At 45.1% G+C, this 21,129-nt stretch carries 17 protein-coding genes and 1 pseudogene; 17 read left to right on the plus strand and 1 reads right to left on the minus strand.

Translation table 11 applies throughout. The features are described from left to right. The first annotated feature begins 230 nt into the window (after window positions 1-230). The 15 genes from glmU to spoIIE all read left to right on the plus strand — a co-directional run bounded on the left by glmU (window position 231) and on the right by spoIIE (window position 17,417). Window positions 231-1,595 carry a bifunctional UDP-N-acetylglucosamine diphosphorylase/glucosamine-1-phosphate N-acetyltransferase GlmU gene (gene glmU / locus K3F53_RS00545; RefSeq protein WP_057897138.1) on the plus strand — a complete coding sequence of 455 codons (1,365 nt, stop codon included), beginning with the start codon at window positions 231-233 and terminating at the stop codon, window positions 1,593-1,595. 31 nt (window positions 1,596-1,626) lie between these two features. Next, window positions 1,627-2,577 carry a ribose-phosphate diphosphokinase gene (locus tag K3F53_RS00550; protein ID WP_057897137.1) on the plus strand — a complete coding sequence of 317 codons (951 nt, stop codon included), beginning with the start codon at window positions 1,627-1,629 and terminating at the stop codon, window positions 2,575-2,577. 92 nt (window positions 2,578-2,669) lie between these two features. After that, the gene (locus K3F53_RS00555; RefSeq protein WP_220559257.1) at window positions 2,670-3,323 is read left to right on the plus strand and encodes a 50S ribosomal protein L25/general stress protein Ctc; all 654 of its coding nucleotides are present in this window, start codon (window positions 2,670-2,672) and stop codon (window positions 3,321-3,323) included. A 66-nt stretch (window positions 3,324-3,389) separates the two neighbouring features. Further along, window positions 3,390-3,950 carry an aminoacyl-tRNA hydrolase gene (pth, locus tag K3F53_RS00560; RefSeq protein ID WP_220559258.1) on the plus strand — a complete coding sequence of 187 codons (561 nt, stop codon included), beginning with the start codon at window positions 3,390-3,392 and terminating at the stop codon, window positions 3,948-3,950. Between the two features lie 83 nt (window positions 3,951-4,033). Continuing rightward, window positions 4,034-4,255 carry an anti-sigma-F factor Fin gene (locus tag K3F53_RS00565; RefSeq protein WP_057897134.1) on the plus strand — a complete coding sequence of 74 codons (222 nt, stop codon included), beginning with the start codon at window positions 4,034-4,036 and terminating at the stop codon, window positions 4,253-4,255. An 87-nt stretch (window positions 4,256-4,342) separates the two neighbouring features. After that, window positions 4,343-7,900, plus strand: coding sequence for a transcription-repair coupling factor (mfd, locus tag K3F53_RS00570; RefSeq protein ID WP_220559259.1), 3,558 nt, complete (start codon window positions 4,343-4,345; stop codon window positions 7,898-7,900). Beyond that, the gene (locus K3F53_RS00575) at window positions 7,887-8,966 is read left to right on the plus strand and encodes a peptidylprolyl isomerase (protein ID WP_082706136.1); all 1,080 of its coding nucleotides are present in this window, start codon (window positions 7,887-7,889) and stop codon (window positions 8,964-8,966) included. Before mfd ends, K3F53_RS00575 begins: the two co-directional genes overlap by 14 nt. A 269-nt stretch (window positions 8,967-9,235) precedes the next feature. Then, entirely contained in the window at window positions 9,236-9,778 is a 543-nt protein-coding gene (gene spoVT, locus K3F53_RS00580; protein ID WP_057897131.1) for a stage V sporulation protein T, read from the plus strand. A gap of 186 nt (window positions 9,779-9,964) precedes the next feature. Continuing rightward, entirely contained in the window at window positions 9,965-11,596 is a 1,632-nt protein-coding gene (locus K3F53_RS00585) for a putative polysaccharide biosynthesis protein (protein WP_057897129.1), read from the plus strand. 22 nt (window positions 11,597-11,618) lie between these two features. Beyond that, window positions 11,619-13,091, plus strand: a complete 1,473-nt coding sequence (yabN, locus tag K3F53_RS00590; protein WP_057897128.1) for a bifunctional methyltransferase/pyrophosphohydrolase YabN — start codon at window positions 11,619-11,621, stop codon at window positions 13,089-13,091. Next, window positions 13,092-13,385: an RNA-binding S4 domain-containing protein gene (locus K3F53_RS00595; protein ID WP_057897127.1), complete on the plus strand. Its 294-nt coding sequence runs from the start codon at window positions 13,092-13,094 to the stop codon at window positions 13,383-13,385. It begins immediately after the preceding gene. 151 nt (window positions 13,386-13,536) lie between these two features. Beyond that, a complete protein-coding gene (gene yabP / locus K3F53_RS00600) occupies window positions 13,537-13,827 on the plus strand; it encodes a sporulation protein YabP (protein ID WP_082706135.1) in 291 nt (96 codons plus the stop codon). Then, on the plus strand, window positions 13,824-14,402 hold the full coding sequence (gene yabQ / locus K3F53_RS00605) for a spore cortex biosynthesis protein YabQ (RefSeq protein ID WP_057897126.1): 579 nt from the start codon (window positions 13,824-13,826) through the stop codon (window positions 14,400-14,402). The genes yabP and yabQ overlap by 4 nt, the downstream gene beginning before the upstream one ends. Before the next feature lie 27 nt (window positions 14,403-14,429). Further along, window positions 14,430-14,753 (plus strand): FtsB family cell division protein, encoded by a 324-nt coding sequence (locus K3F53_RS00610; RefSeq protein WP_057897125.1) that lies wholly within the window; start codon window positions 14,430-14,432, stop codon window positions 14,751-14,753. Between the two features lie 204 nt (window positions 14,754-14,957). Beyond that, the gene (gene spoIIE / locus K3F53_RS00615) at window positions 14,958-17,417 is read left to right on the plus strand and encodes a stage II sporulation protein E (protein WP_057897124.1); all 2,460 of its coding nucleotides are present in this window, start codon (window positions 14,958-14,960) and stop codon (window positions 17,415-17,417) included. A 212-nt stretch (window positions 17,418-17,629) separates the two neighbouring features. Here the strand turns inward: spoIIE and K3F53_RS00620 are convergent. Beyond that, window positions 17,630-18,830, minus strand: a pseudogene (locus tag K3F53_RS00620) (transposase). 225 nt (window positions 18,831-19,055) lie between these two features. Between K3F53_RS00620 and tilS the strand changes: the two are divergent. Together tilS and hpt are read left to right on the plus strand one after the other, a co-directional pair. Beyond that, on the plus strand, window positions 19,056-20,447 hold the full coding sequence (tilS, locus tag K3F53_RS00625; RefSeq protein ID WP_057897122.1) for a tRNA lysidine(34) synthetase TilS: 1,392 nt from the start codon (window positions 19,056-19,058) through the stop codon (window positions 20,445-20,447). A gap of 93 nt (window positions 20,448-20,540) precedes the next feature. Further along, window positions 20,541-21,077, plus strand: coding sequence for a hypoxanthine phosphoribosyltransferase (gene hpt / locus K3F53_RS00630; protein WP_057897121.1), 537 nt, complete (start codon window positions 20,541-20,543; stop codon window positions 21,075-21,077). The last annotated feature ends 52 nt before the right edge of the window (window positions 21,078-21,129 follow it).

A 21,129-nucleotide genomic window follows, 5' to 3' on the forward strand; every position in this document is an offset into this window, starting at 1 on the left:
CCTTGCAGAGAGGGGCCCTTTTTCTTGTGGTATAGGAAAGTATATGTTTGGAAACTGGTAATCCCCCAGGAAAACAAATAGGTTGCAGAGGCAAGATAGGTACGACTACTCGCCTATTCCTTGAAAGGAAAAGGACGGGCTTGTTTTTGTCCCTCTTTTTCTCTGTATCTTGAAATAGGAAAGCAATTAAGATATAGTCATTGTGGAACTTATCAAAATGGGAGGATACCATGTCGGATAAATTTGCGGTTGTATTAGCTGCTGGTCAAGGAACACGAATGAAGTCGAAGCTGTACAAGGTACTGCATCCCGTTTGCGGTAAGCCAATGGTTCAGCATGTAGTTGACAGCCTTAAAGAGCTGGACATGGCTCGTATCGTTGTCGTGGTGGGGCATGGAGCTGACAAAGTAAAGGAACAGCTGGGAAATGCAGTTGAGTATGCAATGCAGGAAGAACAGCTGGGAACCGCTCACGCCGTGATGCAGGTAGCTCCAATTTTAAAAGGAAAAAAAGGAACGACGCTTGTTCTGTCCGGTGACGAGCCGCTAATCAGCTCTGAAACACTTTCTGCTCTGGTAGCTCATCATGAGGCAAAACAGGCTGCCGGAACAATTTTAACCAGAATTATGGACAACCCTACGGGCTATGGCCGCATTATTCGCGGTGAGGACGGGGCTGTGGAACGAATTGTCGAGCAAAAGGACGCGAATGAAGAGGAACAGCGCGTGAGAGAGATCAATACGGGCACGTATTGTTTTGATAATGAAAAGCTGTTTTCCGCTCTTGAGAAAGTTGATAATAATAATACGCAAGGCGAGTACTACCTAACCGATGTAATCGAGATCCTTAAAAAACAAGGCGAGCGTATTGAAGCATCTGTAACGGAAGAAATAACCATTGGTGTTAATGATCGGGTAGCGCTCGCAAAGGCGGAAGCGCTTATGCGAGAGCGCATTCTTACTAAACACATGAGAGAAGGCGTTACCATCATCGATCCATCCAGCACATATATTGAAACGGATGTGGTGATTGGGCGCGATTCTGTGATTTACCCGGGTACGTTGATTGGCGCTGGCACCGTTATCGGTGAGGAATGTATAATTGGTCCGCATAGTCAATTGAAGAACTGCCAGGTGGGCGACCGCGTGGAAATTAAGCACTCTGTGCTGATGGATAGTCGCGTGGACAGCGATGCCACGGTGGGTCCGTTTGCATATATTCGCCCGCATTCCCATATTGGTGAAGGGGCGAAAGTGGGTGATTTTGTCGAAATTAAGAATACGTCTCTGGGCAAAGGAAGTAAAGTTTCCCATCTTACGTACTTAGGTGACGCCGAAATCGGAGAGAATGTAAATGTTGGTTGCGGTACCGTTACAGTAAACTACGATGGTGTAAACAAGTACAAAACGATTGTTAAAGATCGTTCGTTCATTGGATGCAACGTAAATCTTGTAGCGCCGGTAACGGTAGGCGAAGGCGCGTATATAGCGGCGGGCTCCACAGTTACGACAGACGTTCCGGATGGGGCGCTGGCAATTGCCCGCGAACGCCAGATTAATAAAGAAGATTACGCAAAGAAAATTATAAAGAAATAAGTTATGAAAGGTATGGAGGTTTAACAGGAGTATGGCGAATTATCGCGACCCAAAGTTAAAGGTATTTACTTGTAATTCTAATCCGGCTTTGGCGAAAGAAATCGTAGATCATATTGGTCTTCCAATGGGAAATGCGCAAGTTGTTCATTTTAGCGACGGTGAAGTACAGATTAAACTGAATGAGAGTGTACGTGGTGCTGACGTATTTGTCATTCAATCCACCTGCGCGCCCGTAAACGAACATGTGATGGAACTTCTTGTTATGGTGGACGCGCTGAAGCGTGCTTCAGCAAAGAGTATCAACGTGGTCATGCCTTATTATGGATATGCCCGTCAAGATCGCAAAGCGCGGGCGCGTGACCCGATTACGGCAAAATTAGTGGCGAATTTGATTGAAACGGCCGGAGCGCACCGCGTGATTACAATGGACCTCCATGCCACGCAGATTCAGGGATTTTTTGATATTCCAGTGGATCATCTGCTTGGGGTGCCGATCCTTGCTAAGCATTTTATTGAGAAAAAACTGGAAGATATCGTTGTTGTATCTCCAGACCATGGTGGTGTGACGCGTGCGAGAAAACTTGCTGAGCGTCTAGAGGCACCAATCGCCATCATTGACAAACGCCGCCCGGAACCGAACGTAGCGGAAGTAATGAATATTGTCGGTAATATTGAAGGTCGTACAGCAATTATTATCGATGACATCATTGATACAGCAGGAACCATTACGCTGGCGGCGAACGCTTTGATGGAAGCGGGAGCCAAAGCGGTATATGCTTGCTGTACGCATCCGGTATTATCTGGCCCGGCCATTGAGCGCATTCAAAATTCCAGCATTAAAGAACTGATTGTAACGAACACAATCCCGCTTGGATCTGAAAAGCAAATCGATAAAATTAAAGTACTATCTGTAGCACCGATTATCGGAGAAGCGATCATTCGCGTACACGAAGAATTATCGGTAAGCAAGCTGTTCGATTAATTTTTTCCTTGTTTTGTGATTGATCCCTTCTTTTATTGGGTAAGGTAGATAATGATATTGCTATGAACCTTACAATAGGAGGGGATAATAATATGGCAATGGAATTGAAAGCTCAAAAAAGGAAATTGGGATCGCGCTCGATTCTAACAGAGTTACGCGGCAAAGGCCAAATTCCTGCCGTCTTATACGGAGATGGTAAGGAGAGTGAGCCGATTGCGGTTGAAGAACGTGAATTTATCCAGATTGCTAATCGTCAGGGATTACATCACGTCATCAAGCTAAATGTAGATGGAATTTCTTACAATGTCATGGTTAAAGACGTACAGAGCGACCCAATTAAAAATAAAGTGCTCCATTTGGATTTCAACAAGATAAATATGAACGAAAAAATTGACACCACCGTGGTGGTTGTCCTCGAAGGAGAGGCCGAAGGCGCAAAGAACGGCGGCGTCTTACAGCATATGTTGCGTGAGCTAACGATCAGTTGCTTGCCTAGCGAAATTCCGGATAAAATTACCTTTAATGTTGAACATTTGCAAATTGGCGATTCGGTGACGGTAAGCGATCTTACTGTCCCAGATGGTATCGAAGTGAAGCATGAAGGTGATGAAGTGGTGCTGAGTATTGTGCCGTCGCAGGCTCAGCCAACAGACATAGCCGCTGAAGAAGCCGAAGCGGACGCAGGAGCGGCGGATAGAACCGATGCAGAGAATAGCTCCGGCGACACGGCGTCGGATAGAGGATAAACGTTGCGAAAAAGCGTAACCGGTCGGTTGCGCTTTTTCAATGTTATAAAATAAGGGGAGAATGGTATGAAAATAATCGTGGGGTTGGGAAATCCGGGCCAGCAGTATGAAATGACCAGACATAATGTTGGCTTTTGGGCCGTTGATCTTCTTGCGGAAGCGTGGGATATTCCGTTAAGAGAAGGAAAGTTCAAAGGATTGATTGGCGAAGGCAGGGTCGGAGGCGAGAAAGTGCTTCTTGTCAAGCCCTTAACATATATGAACTTGTCCGGCGAATGTGTTGGTTCGCTTATAAGTTTTTACAAGGTTGATCCAAAGGAAAGTTTGTTGGTGATTTATGATGATCTCGACTTACCATGCGGGAGAATTCGTCTGCGTACCAAAGGAAGTTCAGGCGGACATAACGGGATGAAATCGTTGATTGCTCATCTGGGCACAGAAGAGTTCAAGCGTATTAAAATTGGTATCGGACGCCCTGCCCCAGGAAGAAAAGTCGCAGACTATGTGCTTTCCACATTTCCACCAGAGGAACTGGCCGAAGTGCAGGAAGCGGTTAAGAAATCAGCGGAAGCGGCGAAAACATGGATGGGTATGTCATTTTTGCGCGTGATGAATCAATTCAATTAATGAATCTATAAATGCACTGTATGTCACACTTACCTTCTGGAAAGAATAAGAATGAGCATATCGTATTTCCGGGAGGCATAAATATGAAGATACGATACATTTGTCCGCATTGCGGTATGTTGTATGCGGCCATCGACCATCCCGAAGCGACAGAAGAGCGCCTGGGGTTTCATTCCTTGACCCCCGATGAGAGGAAACATATAATTAGCTATGAAGCAAACGGGGATATTGTGGTAAGCATAACATGTGAATATTGTAGTGAAGCCATCCACCGTTATCCTGAGCTTACGTATCCTTTGCAATAAAGCAGACAGGGCCTTGGCTTTTGCGCTAAGGCTTATTTTTGCATTGATTTTATTTGTAATTTCTTATAAGGAGAGGAGGAAGGGTGATTGCAGGGTCTGGTAGAAAGATTTAAGCGTGACAGCGAATTCGAGGCGATTGTGGAAAGCTTCGAAAAAGGGTTGCGCGAACAGTTAGCATCCGGGTTAAGTAACTCGGCCCGTCAGATATTTTATGCCGCACTTTATCAGAAAATGGAGCAACCTCTGGTAATTGTGACGCACAATATGTTCCAGGCTCAGAAAGTATATGATGATATGAGCCAGTTGATTTCCCCTGATGAGCTATGGCTGTATCCGGCTAATGAAATGGTTATCTCAGAAGTATCCATTTCTAGCCCGGAGACGCTTAGCCAGCGAATTGAAGTATTGAACGCTCTTTCCGCAGGAAAAAAAGGCGTGCTTATTATTCCATATGCCGGAGTGCGCCGTTCGGTCGTGCCTGTAGATGAGTGGAGGCAAGCCCAGTGTTCCATTAAAGTTGGAAGCGAAATTGAATTGGATAGTTTTCTAGCAAAGATGGTAGCGCTTGGATATGAGCGGGTAGAAATGGTAGAAGCGCGTGGCGAGATTAGCGTTCGTGGGGGAATTATCGATATTTTCCCCGTATACACGGCAAATCCGGTTCGGATCGAATTGTTTGATGCGGAGGTTGACTCTATCCGGACATTTGATATTTCCACCCAGCGTTCCATTGAAAATTTATCCGAAGTGGTTATCGGCCCAACCCGGGAGGTCTTTGGCGATAAAGCGGTGTTTAACCGAGCGGCGGAAAGGCTTGAAGAGCATATGAGCCGTGCATTGCCCAAGGTAAAAGACATTCAGGCGAGAGAGAAAATTTTGGAAAAAGTCGGATGGGAGATTGAACAGCTTCGTCAGGGTCATTCATTTACGGGAATCTATAAATATATTTCTTTTCTTTATCGGACAAATGAAACACTGATAGATTATATGTCATGTTCTCCGCTTGTCGTGATTGATGAGCCTTCCCGTATTGTAGAGGCGGCCGCTCAATTGGAAAAAGATGAAGCAGAATGGAAGACGACATTAATACAGCAAGGGGAATTTCTTCCTGATATTGAATTATCTCATTCACTGGAAGACATTATTGCGCCGAAAAAATGGAAGATTCTTCATGCCTCACTTTTTTTGCGTCAGGTGCCGAAAACGAATCCACAGAACGTTGTGAACTTTAACTGTAAAGCGATGCAGAATTTCCACGGTCAGATGAATGTGCTTAAAACGGAAATGGAACGTTGGAAGAAAGCCAAGGCCACCGTAGTATTCTGCGCGGCAGATGAAGAACGGGCGCGCCGTTTGGAGCGCGTATTTCATGACTATGATATTGAAGCGGATATTATCCTTTCACCGGAAAAAGCGCTGGAAAGTGGAAGACCGGTTATTACCCTTGGCAATCTGCAAAGCGGATTTGAACTTCCGATGCTGCACCTCGTAGTGATTACAGAAACCGAAGTGTTTACCCAGAAGCAGCGCAAAGCAGCAAAGACGCGGAAAAATTTGAGCAATGCTGAGCGCATTAAAAGCTACACAGAGCTTCGGGTTGGAGATTATGTTGTGCACGTAAATCATGGTATCGGAAAATATTTGGGGATTGAAACGCTTAAAATTAATGGTATTCATAAAGATTATCTTCATATTAAATATGCTGGCAATGATAAGCTATATGTTCCGATTGAACAAATCGATCAGGTACAAAAGTACATCGGCAGTGAAGAAAAAGAGCCGAAAGTATACAAATTGGGCGGAAGTGATTGGAAAAAAGTTAAGAGTAAAGTCCGCGCTTCTGTGCAGGATATTGCCCAGGACTTGATTCGTTTGTATGCGGAGCGTCAGCAGGCAAGAGGATACGCCTTTAGCAAAGATGGAGAAGAGATGCGTGAATTCGAAGCGATGTTCCCTTATGAGGAGACGGAGGATCAGCTTAGGGCGATTCGTGAAATTAAAGAAGATATGGAGAAGCCGCGTCCCATGGATCGTTTGCTTTGCGGTGATGTTGGCTATGGGAAAACAGAAGTGGCTATTCGCGCCGCATTTAAGGCCGTCATGGATGGAAAACAGGTAGCTGTGCTTGTTCCAACGACGATCCTCGCTCAGCAACATTATGAGACGTTCCGGGAAAGATTTGCCGATTACCCGGTTAACATCGCAGTTATTAGTCGGTTCCGTACCCGGAAAGAGCAGAACCAGACGATCAAGGGATTAAAAGACGGAACGGTTGATATTATCATCGGTACGCATCGTTTGTTGTCTAAAGACGTGGCATTCAAAGATTTAGGCCTGCTTATTGTCGATGAAGAACAGCGTTTTGGTGTTACACACAAGGAAAAGTTGAAGAAGTTAAAGACAAATGTGGATGTTTTGACATTGACAGCGACTCCGATTCCGCGTACACTGCACATGTCGATGCTTGGCGTGAGGGATCTGTCGATCATTGAGACGCCGCCGGAAAACCGTTTCCCGGTACAGACATACGTTATGGAATACAGCGGTGCGCTTGTACGGGAAGCCATTGAACGCGAATTAGCGCGTGAAGGACAGGTTTATTTCCTTTATAACCAAGTTCAGGGTATTGAACAGATGGCAGACCAAATTCGCATGCTTGTTCCGGAAGCGCGAGTGGTGGTTGCCCATGGTCAGATGAGTGAAACGGAACTTGAATCTGTCATGTTGAGTTTTTTGGAGGGCGAGGCCGATGTCCTTGTCAGCACAACCATTATTGAGACAGGTGTGGACATTCCAAATGTAAATACGCTTATTGTAACAAATGCTGACCGTATGGGACTGTCACAACTGTATCAGTTGCGCGGGCGTGTGGGTCGCTCCAATCGGATTGCGTATGCATACTTCACATACCAGCGTGATAAGGTGTTGAATGAGGTTGCAGAAAAGCGTTTGCAAGCGATTAAAGAGTTTACGGAACTAGGCTCTGGGTTTAAAATCGCGATGCGTGACCTGTCTATTCGTGGCGCGGGGAACTTGCTTGGAGCGGAGCAACACGGCTTCATTGCATCCGTTGGTTTTGATTTGTACAGTCAGATGCTGAAGGATGCGATTGAGGAACTGAAAGGTGAGCCGAAGAAAGAGGAAGAAGTGCATCCGGAGATTAATTTGACGATCGATGCATTTATTCCGTCCGACTATATTCAGGACGGAAAGCAGAAAATCGAGATGTACAAGAAGTTCGCGGCCGTTTCTTCTTTTGAAGAAATTGATGAATTAACAGAAGAACTGGAGGATCGCTTTGGTGATATTCCGCAAAGCGTTCGGAATTTGTTGCTGGTGTCCAAACTGCGCGTGCATGCGAGAAAACATCGTATTGTGGAGATCAGCCAAAAGGGAGATACGATTCAACTTGTCTTCCACGAAGATCAGAGTACTAAAGTGGATTGGGGTGACCTCTACGAAATTAAGGGGCCTCTTCTGCGGAGAATTACGCCCTCGCGTCAAGGGCAACAGGTTGTGGTCGGCATAAAGGTCAAAGGGCTAAATCATGAAGAAAGTATTGAGCTTGTGGAGAATTTCCTCATGCAATTCGATGAATTAAAAAAGAAACAAGAAGGCGAGGCAGTAGCTGATGTGGCCAACTAAAACGTACGGGAGGTTGATTGCGGTAGGCGTTCTGACACTAACTGTACTTGCAGGATGCGGAAAGAACGACCCCGTTGTCGCCAAATATGACAACAACAAAGAAATTACGGAATCGGCATATAAGAATTACGTAGAAGTGATCAAAGCCATTGATCCGGGTATGGCGGGGGTGATTGACGCGGGAGATAAAGAAGCGTTGACATCAGTGCTTCATTACCAGATCATGAGCAGGCATATTGCTGATCAGGTGAAAGAGACTGATGAAATGAAAAAAGAAGCGAACCAGAATTTTTCTCAATTTGAGGAATTTGCTAAGCAGCAACTTGCACAATCGGAGAAAATGGATCAGTTCTACGCCAATCACAAAGTAACGGAAGAAGAGTTGAAGGATTTTTTCCTTGATCAGGTAAAAATGATTTCTTATTTTTCCAAAGATATTAAGGAAGAAGACAAGAAAAAGGAATATGAACAGGCAAAAAAATTGGGATACCTAACCCAGGTAGATGTACGCCATATTCTGATTGGCACGGACAAACGCTCTAAAGCGGAAGCGAAGAAAAAAGCGGAAGAGCTTGTGAAGCAGCTGCGAAATGGTGCGAATTTTGCCAAACTGGCGAAGGAAAATACGGACGATCCGGGCAGTAAAGAGACAGGCGGTCTATATCAATATCCGATGCCTGATGGGACTACCTTAGAGCAGACGGCAGAGCCGTACAAAAGGGCGGCCATGACGCTACCACTCAACAAAATCAGCGATCCGATTGAAACGAAATTCGGATATCATATCATGCGTGTTGAAAAGCGAAAAGTGCGGACATATGATGAAGTGAAAAAAGATATTACCTACATGCTAGCGCAGAAAAAAGAGGGTGAATTCTTAACGACAAAAGTAAAAAGTATCATCAAGGAAGAAAAAATTCCGGCATCCATGATTAAAGAGCAGCCGAAACAGTCTGCCCCAAGTGCACCGGGACAGCCAGGTCAGCCTGTGCCGAGCACGCCTGCACCGAATGAACAACCGGCTCCGGTGCAACCGAATGGCGACCAGACATCCCAGAATAAATAATTCTTTACACTCAGGCCTTGCGAATTCGCAAGGCTTTTTCTTATTGTATAAGAAGTATATTCTGCTTTACAGTGATAAAGCGACATGTGCTTTCTTTCCATGTGGAAAAAGGACTAGGCATAATCCCGCGAGTTTTTCTTGAGGAATACAGGTATGCGGATTGAACAAGAGATGGTGAATATTCTCCCGTCAGGAGATAAATACTACAAGCAAGCTAATCATATGTTGCAGTCATTTAACCACTTTAAGAAAGCGAGGCATCAAGAATTATGAAGGCAACTGGTATTGTGCGCCGAATCGATGATCTAGGGCGTGTGGTAATCCCGAAAGAAATTCGCCGTACGCTCCGCATTCGCGAAGGTGATCCGCTGGAGATTTTCGTCGACCGTGATGGAGAAGTGATTCTGAAAAAGTATTCGCCGATTGGAGAACTCGGTGACTTCGCCAAAGAATACGCTGATTCGTTGTATGAAAGTACGAGTCATATTACGCTAATCAGTGACCGCGACACCGTTATAGCTGTATCTGGCGCTTCCAAGAAAGAATACTTGGACAAGCCGATTGGTGAAATTGTGGAAACCTGCATGGAAGAACGGCGCTTACATCTGCAAACGAACGCAGGCGAATATGAGATCATTCGTGACCATGAAGAACAGTATTCTTCGTATGTCATCGCTCCGATTATTGCCGGCGGTGATCCGATTGGCTCCGTCATTCTTCTGACGAAAAGTGATCAGGCCAAGATGGGCGACCTAGAAGTGAAGCTGGTTGAAACCGCAGCCGGTTTTCTGGCAAAGCAAATGGAGCAATAGGAGAAGTATTAGGAATGTGGAAAGCTCCCTGGCAAAATATTTTGCCAGGGAGCTTTTTTATTGTAAGGAAAGTTCGCCCTCTATCCGGCATAAGCTATTTCAGGAGGGCAAGCTTGACAGGCCCCGCTCTGACGTTTTTTTGTGATATAATATCCGAGAATTTACTGGGAAAAGAGAGGGAAATCTATGTCTAAGACTCAGGGAGCCTCTTTTTTGAAAGGAGCTGCCATACTGGGAGCGGGAGCGCTATTATCAAAGATGCTTGGCGTTGTGTATCGCATTCCGTACCAGAACATTACAGGCGACCTTGGTTATTACGTGTATACTCAGGTATATCCGTTATATAGCGCGCTCCTTATCCTTGCAACGGCTGGATTCCCGATTGCCATTTCAAAATTTGTGGCTGAAAAGCTTGCGGTTGGCGATGTGTACGGAGCGCGCAAAATTTTTCGTGTATCTGCGGGTGTATTGACGCTAACTGGTTTTTTGTTTTTCCTTCTGCTTTGGTTTGGGGCACCGGCGCTGGCACAGTTCATGAAAGATGAAAAGTTAGTCATGCCGATTCGAAGCGTATCGTTTGCTCTGCTTATTGTACCGGTAATGGCGGCAATGCGAGGATATTTTCAAGGCCATCATAACATGGTGCCGACCGCCGTTTCACAGATTGGCGAACAGTTCGTGCGGGTGGCTACCATTATTGTCTTATCTTACTGGTTTATGAAGACGACCGGAGATGTGTACCTTGCCGGTGCAGGTGCCGTATTTGGTGCGGTAACAGGAGCATTTTTCGCGTTTATTCTTATGCTGGTTTTCTGGCAACGTAACCAGAGCGTGCAGCGGCAGGTTTGGGAAAGCGCAGGGAAGCATTCATACAGGAAGGAAACGGTTGGAGAAATCGTACGTAAATTATTTTATTACGCAATTCCGATATGCCTTGGTTCCCTTGTGCTTCCGCTGATGCAGCTTTCTGATTCATTTACTGTTGTCAGCATGTTGATGCGGGGAGGAAATACGGCGGAAGCGGCGTATCAGTTAAAAGGAGTTTTTGATCGCGGCCAGCCGCTTGTGCAGTTTGCCGCCTTCTTTGCCACAGCACTTTCCCTGTCGCTTGTCCCGGCAATTGCCGAAGCGCAGGCGCTTAGGCAACACCATTTGATCGCTGCGCGTACGGAGCTGGCGCTTCGCTTGACTTTTTTATTTGGCTTGCCAGCTTCCCTCGGTTTGGCTATTGTTGCCGGTCCAGTAAATGTAATGCTGTATGAGAATGGAAATGGAACATTGACATTAATGGTACTTTCGTTTACAACCATTTTCTCAACGCTCGGCATTACATCAGCTGGAATCCTACAGGGGATGGGTGAGGTAACCCTTCCGGTGCGCAATTTGTTTATTGGCGTGGTCATCAAACTTCTATTAAATATTTTGCTGATTCCACTTTTCGGGATTACCGGTGCGGCGCTTGCCACCGTATTTTCTCATATTGTTGCTACGATTCTTAATTTATGCGCGGTATCTCGTTTTACAGGCGCAAGATTCGGGCTTCGTTCCTTCTTTGCTAAACCATTTTTGGCGGTCACGGTGATGGGGCTTGCTGTATTTGTTGCCCGGCAGGCAGCGGAACGCGGACTGGCAGGCGTGTTTGATTCTGAACGACTGTATTTTACCGTAGTAAGTCTGATCGCCGTTAGTGCGGGTGTTATTATGTATGCTATCGCCCTGCTCTTATCGGGAACGGTACGACGCGCCGATTTAGCAAGCACGGAAGCGGGCAGAAAAATCATTCCGCTGTTGTTAAAATTGCGGCTTCTGCATGATTAATTAACGAAAGGGGACGAAACCATTGAACAAAATTACAGTTATCGGACTCGGCGCGGGAAATCTGGAAGGACTTCCTCTTGGGATTTACCGCATGTTAAAGCAGGCGCAACATCTGTATATCCGTACAGAAAAACATCCTGTAGTCGCCGAACTTGCCGTGGAAGGCATTCTATACGAAAGTTTTGATGAAGTATACGAAGCGCATGACCAATTTTCGGACGTGTACGAAGAAATCAGCAAACGCTTGCTTGAGCTTGCGACGAAAAAAGGAAACATTACATACGCCGTACCCGGTCATCCGTTGGTGGCGGAGCGTACAGTGCAACTTTTGTTGGCGAAAGGGAAAGAACGTGGGATCGAGATTGAAATTAAAGGCGGGCAAAGTTTTCTTGAACCGGTATTTTCTGCGCTTAAGGTGGATCCGGTAGAAGGCTTTTCCTTGTTGGACGCGACCGATTTGCGCGACTACCATATCCAGCCTAAGATGCATCATTTGATTTGTCAGGTATATGACGCGTTTGTCGCTTCTGATGTAAAATTAACGTTAATGGAAGTATATCCGGACGATTTTCCGGTTACCGTCGTGACCGCCGCAGGTGTTGCCGGGCAAGAGAAAATTACGACCGTCCCATTGTATGAATTGGATCGCCTGAACGAGTACAGCAATTTGACAATCGTTTATGTTCCACCGACGGAAGAGGATCAGACGTTAAACCGCCAGTTCTGGCGGTTACGGGAAATCGTTGCTATTCTGCGCAGCCCGGAAGGATGTCCGTGGGATCGGGAGCAGACTCACCAATCCATTCGGAAAAACTTAATTGAAGAAACGTATGAAGTGCTTGAGACGATCGACGATAATGACCCGGAAGCGCTGTGCGAGGAAATGGGCGACTTGCTGCTGCAAATTATGCTTCACTCACAGATGGCAGAAGAAGACGGGTATTTTACGGTTCGAGACGTTATTGAAGATTTAAATAAAAAGTTGATCCGCCGTCATCCGCATGTATTTGGAAACTCTGAAGCGGAGAATGCGGAAGAAGCGCTGCAAAATTGGAAGGATATCAAAGAAAAAGAAAAAAGAGAAAAAGGGAAAGAAGTAGCATCTCTGCTTGATGGGGTGCCGCGTGATTTGCCTGCCCTTTATAAGGCGTATAAGTACCAGAAGAAAGCGGCAGAGGTTGGATTTGATTGGGACAAGCTTTCCGATGTTCTGGATAAGGTAAAAGAAGAGTTAGAGGAATTGAATGAGGCACAGACGCTGGAACACCGTCGGGAAGAGCTGGGCGATTTGTTGTTTGTCATTGTGAACGTAGCTCGCTTTATGAAGATTGACCCGGAAGAAGCGCTTGCGTTGACAAACAAGAAGTTTTACTCTCGTTTCTCGTATATTGAGGAAAAACTACGGGAAGCAGGCAAAACGTTCGCCGATACCACGCTAGAAGAAATGGAAAGCTGGTGGCAGGAAGCGAAAACAAAGAAGAAAGAGGAGATATAGATGCGGTTGGATAAATTCTTAAAAGTTTCTCGGTTAGTCAAACGTCGCACGCTGGCGAAAGAAGTGTGTGATCAAGGCCGGGTCACTTTGAACGGTCAAGTGGCCAAATCAAGCTCTGCTGTCAAAGTGGGGGATGAGTTAACCATTCGTTACGGCAACAAGCTCATCACTGTCAAAATCGAAAAAATCCTCGATACAACTAAAAAAGACGAGGCAGCCACAATGTATACATTAATTAATGAAGAATATCTTCCCCGCGATAACCGGGAAGAAACCGATATTTCTATTTGGTGACTTCATTGATGATCTGTAATTGGCGAAAAGGATAGCGAGGGAGCATGAGCTGGGTTTCTTTTTCCTGCCCAGCGTCCATGCTTCCTCGCTTTCTTTGTTCTAATTATGGCTTGCCCTCCATAGGATGGTATAAAAAGGAGGGTGGGTCGAGATGATGGAAACGAATCCGAAGAAGACAATTCGTCACGAACTTGTGATGGTTAATCGCAAAAAACTCGATATAACAGGCGTGCTCAAGGTAGAAAGTTTCGATCATGAAGAATTCCTGCTCCAGACAGAGGCGGGGTTTCTTACGATAAAAGGGAAAAATTTGCATATGAAGAATTTAAGCCTTGAGACGGGACAGGTATCGATTGAAGGACTGGTCTTTGCGATGGAGTATATCGATGAATCTTATCAGGGAGAAAAAGCCAGAGGACTATTTGGCCGGATTTTTAAGTGACGCTTACCGGACAGGCAGCGACGATGATGTCAATGGTGTTGTGCGGACTGGCCATGGGCATACTATATGATACATACCGGACAATGGAGCGGAAGTGCCGTCTTGCCCGTTGGCTGGTATGGCTTTGCGACTTTTTATTCTGGATAAGTTGTATATTTCTTGTATTCGGTACACTCTTGCGCGTCAATGAAGGGATTGTAAGAATTTATATTTTCCTTGGTCTTGCCGTAGGTGTGGTATTATATTTTCTTCTATTTCAGCGTACGTATCTATACATTTTGAACAAGCTTATCTTTTTTTCTTTATGGCTTTACCGGGTCACACTTCGCACCGGATATTATCTGCTGGTCGCTCCGGTTCTTTTTTTGTATCGTATCCTGCTATCGACGGCACTTTTGCTGTTCTCTGTTATTTTCAGAATAGGAAAATGGATTTTGCTGCCATTTAGATTTTTAGGGCATAAGCTGTGGGGGTGGATGTGGCACTTTCTACAAAAACCGCTAGGAAGAGTAAGAGAAAAGGCAAGAAAAAGGTGGCAAGCCTTGACGAGTTGGATAAAAGGTAAGAAAATGTAAAATAATCAATCAAGAAAGGTGAACGATATGCAGAAACCGCAATCTTTGCCACCAAACTACGGACGGAAGCGCCGCATGCGTCTTTTGCAGATTATTGTCATTTTGTTTTTGTCATGGGCTGGATATACGTATTATTCACAAAGCCAACAATTGAATGCAAAACAACGTGAGCTTGTGGATTTACAGCGTCAGGTGGCTGAAGTACAGCAAGAGCAGAAACAGCTCGAATTACAGGTAAAAAGAATGTATGATAAGGATTATATTAGTGAACTGGCGAGGAAAAATTTCTTTTTTTCCAAAGAGGGAGAGATTATTTTCATAACCCCGGATGAGAAAAAGAAAAACCAGTAGTGGCGCGGACGAAGGAGCTTTTCGCTCCTTTTTTACGCGCTTTTTTTCTTTTCACCACGTTCGCAAGAAAATCGACACTTGTGTGAAAATTCGGCGTTAGTTGTCGGAATTTTTTTAAATCATATCTTCCAATTTTGACAAAATTTAATTTCAGAATGTGCTTATAATGGGAATCACAAAAATTAGATTAGGTGGTGCTTATGTATGATGCAGAACAAATCGATGGCGATAGCGGGGGGGATGACCGCTCCGGTTGGGAAGGCGGGAAAAAAAGGTGGAAAATGGTTATACGCAGTATCGTACCAGTGGAGCCTGCTCCATTTGCTGATGGGTTTTTTATTGGGAAGAGCGGTCATTTTTCAGGAACTTTCTCCGTTTGCTATTCCTTTTTTCGCGGTGATGTACTTTTTAAAGAAAAATCGGCTGCTTCTTGTTATGTTTTCGGTTATGGCTGGAAGCGCAATGCAGTCGATAAGTATCGCTTCAGCAAATTTTTTGGGGATGGCCATGGTGCTCGTCATACTGAGCCTATTGGAGAAAGGCAGAAGGATAGAGTTGAACTATGCTCCGTTGGTTTCATTTCTCGCGGTCCTCCTCAGCAATATGGCGGTTGACTATATCATGAACCAATTGACTTGGCACACGTTATTTATGAACGGTGTAGCGGCGGTACTCGGCTTGATTTTAACTCTTATTTTCGTGCAGGCGATCCCGATTGTGACTACGAAGCGTAGTCAGCAGCATTTGCAGACAGAGGAAATCATTTGTCTAATTATTCTTTTGGCATCCGTGATGACGGGAACGGTTGGCTGGATTGTGCAGGATGTATCAGTCGATAATGTGCTTGCGCGCTATCTTGTTCTATTATTCGCCGCCGTGGGTGGAGGAACGGTGGGTGCCGCTGTTGGTGTAGTAACCGGGCTTGTACTTAGCCTGGCTAACATAGATGCAGTCTATCAAATCAGCTTACTAGCATTTTCTGGCTTGCTGGCTGGTTTGCTTCGTGAAGGTAGAAAAGTAATGGTGGCGCTTGGCCTTCTTATCGGTTCTGCGATTTTGACCATATATGTAGGCGAACAGCGGGAAATTTTGCAATCTTCGCTGGAAACATTCGCAGCTGTGCTGTTTTTTTTGATTACACCGCGCTTTGTGCTCGATAAAATCGCAACGTTTATTCCAGGCACGGAAGAAAATGCGTTTTCACAGCAGCAATACTTAAGAAAGGTGCGTGATGTAACAGCTGGTAAAATGGAGCAGTTTGCACAGCTTTTCACTAAGCTGTCCGAGACCTTTGCTGGTCCCGATTTGGCGAAGCCAGATGAAGCGTTACAGAAAGATTATTTTTTAAGCGAGGTGACGAAAACGACGTGCCAGCGCTGCTGGAAAAAAGATCAGTGCTGGAGCCGGGATTTCGATAATACGTATGAAGCATTAACTCAGATGGTACACGCTATGAAACAGGAAGGTGGAGTAAACCTGAATGAAATGCCGAAAGAATGGTTGCGCAAATGCGTGAAGCAGGATCGTGTTTTGAGTAGTATGGAGCAGGAGTACATGCGCTGGCAAACGCAGCTGCATTTAAAGCAGCAAATTGCTGAAAGCCGACGGCTTGTGGCCGAGCAGCTGGCGGGAGTATCGCGTGTGATGCAAAATTTTGCTCAAGAAATCCAAAAAGAAGGCATCCACCTTCATGTGCAGGAACAGCAGATTTTAAGCGCATTAGAAGGAGTAGGGTTGTCCATACGAAACGTCGATATTGTGAATCTGGAAGAAGGGAAGGTAGATATTGAAATTACGCAGCCGTCATGCCAGGGCAGAGATGAATGCTCAAAGATTATCGCGCCGCTGTTAACCGATATTCTGGGAGAAAAAATTACGGTAAAAAATAAAAACTGTCAAGCGTTTGAAGATGGCCTGTGCCACATGTGCCTAGGTTCGGCACAAGATTTTGAAATCGATACCGGCGTGGCTGGCGCCGCAAAAGGAGGACAACTGCTATCCGGCGATTGCTTTAAAATTATGGAGTTTGGCAGCGGCAAAATGGCATTGGCGATAAGCGATGGTATGGGCAATGGAGAAAGGGCATATGTAGAAAGTTCTTCTACGCTGGAACTGTTGCAACAATTGCTCGAATCCGGCATGGAAGAAACATTAAGCATTAAATCCGTGAATACGGTTCTTTCGCTTCGATCTCCTGACGAAATATTCGCCACGGTAGATCTTGCCTTGATTGACCAGCATACTGGACAGGCAAAATTTATCAAAACCGGCTCCACTCCAAGCTTTATTAAGCGCGGCAAAGAAGTGATTTCGATTTCGGCTAATAATTTACCGATTGGCATTATTGATGACATTGACGTCGACGTCGTGAGTTGTCAATTAAAACCGGGGGATTTGCTCATTATGATGACAGACGGTATCTACGAAGCGCCGCGTGTCGAAAATAAAAACTTGTGGATGAAACGGAAAATTTCTGAACTGAAAACCAATGACCCGCAAGAGGTCGCGGATTGCCTGCTCGAATTGGTTATCCGACACCATTATGGCGAGATTCATGACGATATGACAGTAATGGTGGCTAAGATTGACCATTATATGCTCCCGTGGGCAACGATTCCTGTACCAAACGCCCCGAAAATTGATCGCCCACGTTATGTCAGCTAAGAAAAAATGGCGCCTGCCCTGTCCGGACATAGTCGGATTGTTGGGACAGGGCTGTTTTTTTTGTTATAGTGAGCGTTTTGCAAAATAGCAATTTTCACCGAAAGTGAAAAAGCGAATACGATACTAAAGTTGATTTTACTTTATTTTTTAAAGTTGCTTCCTGATTTAAAAGCTGTTCAAGGACATACGGGCAGAATTTTTTGTTCTACTTTTTATGCACAACGTTGGCGTACAGACGCTTTAGACATAGCCAAGGCTGAAGCAAGTAAAATACAGAGGTTCAGAAAAACTTGCGTTTTTACTTTTTGAATACCACGGATATGAAGTTGATTTACCGTTAGATTTTCTTTGAGTCTGGCAAAAACGCGTTCTACGCTTGTTCTCTTGTTATAAAGTTCTTTCCAACGTTTCGTATCCCGATGAGGAATGCTAAAACGACGCAAGTCGTCATTTGGATTCACTTTAACAACCATTCCGTAATCAGAAGGAGAGCACCAGGCAGAACCATGTGGGCAGTCAACTTTCCCAACGGTATGAGGACAGCGAAACTTTAAGTACCGTTTGTCTGCTCCCCAATATACCATATCAAAACCCATGGAGCAGCGTGGTGTTCCGTTAGAGGAAAATCCTGTCGGTGGCTCTTTTTCATTTCGTAAATTAAGCGGAATAATGGCTTGTGCGTTCAGTTCATGGGCAGCTTCATAATTCTTTAGCTGGTCATAGCCAGCATCCATCATGATAAATTCGAGGTCGATATCTGAAACTTTAGCCGCTTTATTCATCAATGCGGGTTCCATGTCGCCGTCATTTACATGAGCAGGTGTGACTTCTACAGCAATGGGAAGCTCACTTTCCGTATCCACAGCAAGATGAATTTTGTAGCCAAACCAGGTGATTTTGTTGCCATACGTATCAAACTTGGCACCCCACGTGGCATTTCCTGTGGTTTCAGACTCCTTCTTCGGCTGTTTTCGTTCATACGCTTCAATCGCTGTACTATCAATAGCAAGTGCTGTGTGATCATCAGACCTTCGGTCTGACAGGAAGAAACCAAGTCGTGGAATAACTGCTCAGCTATCTGCTTTTCCACCATATCCGCGAATACACGACTAAATGTAGAGACAGATGGAGCATCCTGATCTAGACGAAAACCACATTGATAACGAAAGCGTAAGTCTGTTTGTAAGCGGCGATGCAGCATGGTAAATGTCGTAATGCCTTCCATAGGTGCAGCCAGAAAAGCGCGTAGAATGGCTTCGCGGCAATATCCTGGTGCTCCTTGTGGGGTATGACTTTTTAATTGTTTGGCATATGGACGTAAGTCCAAAGAAGAGAAAAAAGTTCTAATCGCTCTTTTGATTCAAGTTTTAGCCATTCTTCAAAGGAAAATAGCGTTTCTTGTAGAATATACACAGTGGACTTCCTCCTCTTTAGTGGAATGGGTTTGGTCACCTGTATTCTTCTACAAGTTGGGGTGAAGTCCTTTTTTGTGACTAAAAAAGCCTTGCGGCTCTAAGAGCGAAAATTATGCAAAACGCTCATAGTAAAAAACAAAATAAATTTTTGCAACCAAAATGCTATATTTTACGTACAAGTAAATAAGCCGGACTGCTGGCTAATGAAGTGAAGGTGGAAATTTTGCTTGGGCAAATACAAAGAACGATACAAACGTATAGTTTGTTAGAAATAGGGGATAAGATTGTTGTTGCTATCTCAGGCGGTCCTGATTCGGCTGCGCTCCTACACGCACTGGCCCAAATGCGGAATCAATATAACTGGAGAGTTGTCGCGGCTCACTTGAACCATCAATTCCGTGGCGAGGAAGCCGAAGAAGATAGCAGATATGTACAACGCTTATGTGAGCAATTATCAGTTCCTTGTTTTGTTGAAGCGGCAGACGTACCTGGAATGATTGCTGAAACCGGTTTGAATCCACAGGAGGCAGCCCGACAGGTGCGCTATCGTTTCTTAAGGAAAGTGGCTGAACGGATGGGAGGGGCTAAGCTGGCCACTGCTCACCATGCCGATGATCAATTGGAAACAATACTTATGCGCTTTGTAAGAGGAACGGGAGCCGAAGGGCTGGCGGGAATTCCATTGCGCCGGGTTGAACAGGGGATTGAGATTATTCGACCTTTGCTTGAGGTGACACGGGAGCAAATTGAGCGTTATTGTGTGGAACACAGTCTTATGCCGCGCCAGGATCGAAGCAATCTTAGTGATAAATACTTTCGAAATCGGGTTCGCAGGCACTGGATTCCGCTTATGAAGAAGGAAAACCCCCATCTGACTACCGCTGCCGCTCATTTGGCAGAGGTGTTACGGGAAGAGAATGACTATCTTCAGCGTGAAAGTGAGGGAAAACTAGCCTCCATCATAGAAGAGCAAAACGTGAATACAATAGTTATAAGACAAAAAGATTTTCTTAGGCATCACCTTGCTTTACAAAGAAGGATGATTAAACTAATATTAAGTTATCTGCTGAAAAGCGACGTAAAGGAAATAGGGTATGCGCATATTGAAAATATACGGCAAATTATCAAAGAGGCTCATCCTTCAGCCAGCCTTTATTTGCCTGGAAGCTTGCAGGTGCGAAGAGAGTATCAGAGGGTAATTTTCTCAACGAGCGAAGAAGCACCTTCCATTCCCCCCTACATATATTCTTTGGACATTCCCGGACAGGTTTACATTCCAGAAGTAGATCGGATCATTCGCTGTTTTTACGGAAACAGGGAAGCGGAGAAACGCCTGGCGGAAGGGACGTACGCGGTGTTTGATCCGGCGGGTGTTAAGGGAAGGCTATATGTAAGGCAAAGACGTGCGGGAGACCGTATGACGCCTCAGGGTATGAGCGGAAGCAAGAAGGTAAAGGATATTCTTATTGATATGAAGATTCCTCGTCTTGCGCGAGAGCGTATTCCTCTGCTGACGGATGGTGAGCACATTCTTTGGATTCCCGGCGTTAAACGTTCGAATAAATATTTGCCTCCAAAGGAAATGGATATTGTACTATATGTAGTACTCGAATAGTCGCTTTTTCATATACTGTTCTTTTATGATGCTGCGGAGAAAATCGGCAGTGGCTGGCAATTTGTTGGCGTGTTGAATAGCAGGAGGTTTGTCATGGACAAAGACATTGAAAAAGTGCTTTTTACAGAAGAAGAAATTGCGGAAAAAGTTCGCGAGTTGGGACGTATTCTTTCTAAGGAATACGAAGGAAAGAACCCGCTCGTTATTTGTGTTTTACGGGGCGGAGCTCCGTTTATGACAGATTTGGTACGCCGCATGGATATTCCGCTGGAGATGGATTTTATGGCTGTATCCAGCTATGGAGCTTCCACGCAGTCTTCAGGAGTTGTCCGTATTATGAAAGACTTGGATACGTCTGTTGAAGGCCGCCATGTTATTATTGTCGAGGATATCATTGACAGCGGTCTTACGCTAAGCTATCTGATCGATATTATTCGACGCCGCAATGCGGCTTCAGTGAAAGTGGTGACGCTTCTTGACAAGCCAGCGCGTCGTACGGTGGACTTGAAGCCTGACTATTGCGGGTTTGAGATTCCGGATGCTTTTGTAGTTGGATATGGGCTAGACTATGCGGAAAAATACCGGAATCTGCCTTATATCGGTATTCTGAAGCCTGAGGTGTACAGCTGAGCCCTTAAGTTGTGAACGCCGGGTTTCATGTGGTAAAATAATGTAGGTGTTT

This window comes from Aneurinibacillus thermoaerophilus (genome assembly GCF_019603355.1).
Classification (GTDB): domain Bacteria; phylum Bacillota; class Bacilli; order Aneurinibacillales; family Aneurinibacillaceae; genus Aneurinibacillus; species Aneurinibacillus thermoaerophilus.

Coding starts and splice junctions, on each gene's coding strand:
- hpt (WP_057897121.1), top strand. CDS start 20,541: ATGGACAAAGACATTGAAAAAGTGCTTTTTACAGAAGAAGAAATTGCG.
- glmU (WP_057897138.1), top strand. CDS start 231: ATGTCGGATAAATTTGCGGTTGTATTAGCTGCTGGTCAAGGAACACGA.
- K3F53_RS00585 (WP_057897129.1), top strand. CDS start 9,965: ATGTCTAAGACTCAGGGAGCCTCTTTTTTGAAAGGAGCTGCCATACTG.
- K3F53_RS00610 (WP_057897125.1), top strand. CDS start 14,430: ATGCAGAAACCGCAATCTTTGCCACCAAACTACGGACGGAAGCGCCGC.
- spoVT (WP_057897131.1), top strand. CDS start 9,236: ATGAAGGCAACTGGTATTGTGCGCCGAATCGATGATCTAGGGCGTGTG.
- K3F53_RS00555 (WP_220559257.1), top strand. CDS start 2,670: ATGGCAATGGAATTGAAAGCTCAAAAAAGGAAATTGGGATCGCGCTCG.
- pth (WP_220559258.1), top strand. CDS start 3,390: ATGAAAATAATCGTGGGGTTGGGAAATCCGGGCCAGCAGTATGAAATG.
- K3F53_RS00575 (WP_082706136.1), top strand. CDS start 7,887: ATGTGGCCAACTAAAACGTACGGGAGGTTGATTGCGGTAGGCGTTCTG.
- K3F53_RS00565 (WP_057897134.1), top strand. CDS start 4,034: ATGAAGATACGATACATTTGTCCGCATTGCGGTATGTTGTATGCGGCC.
- yabP (WP_082706135.1), top strand. CDS start 13,537: ATGATGGAAACGAATCCGAAGAAGACAATTCGTCACGAACTTGTGATG.
- spoIIE (WP_057897124.1), top strand. CDS start 14,958: ATGATGCAGAACAAATCGATGGCGATAGCGGGGGGGATGACCGCTCCG.
- K3F53_RS00550 (WP_057897137.1), top strand. CDS start 1,627: ATGGCGAATTATCGCGACCCAAAGTTAAAGGTATTTACTTGTAATTCT.
- K3F53_RS00595 (WP_057897127.1), top strand. CDS start 13,092: ATGCGGTTGGATAAATTCTTAAAAGTTTCTCGGTTAGTCAAACGTCGC.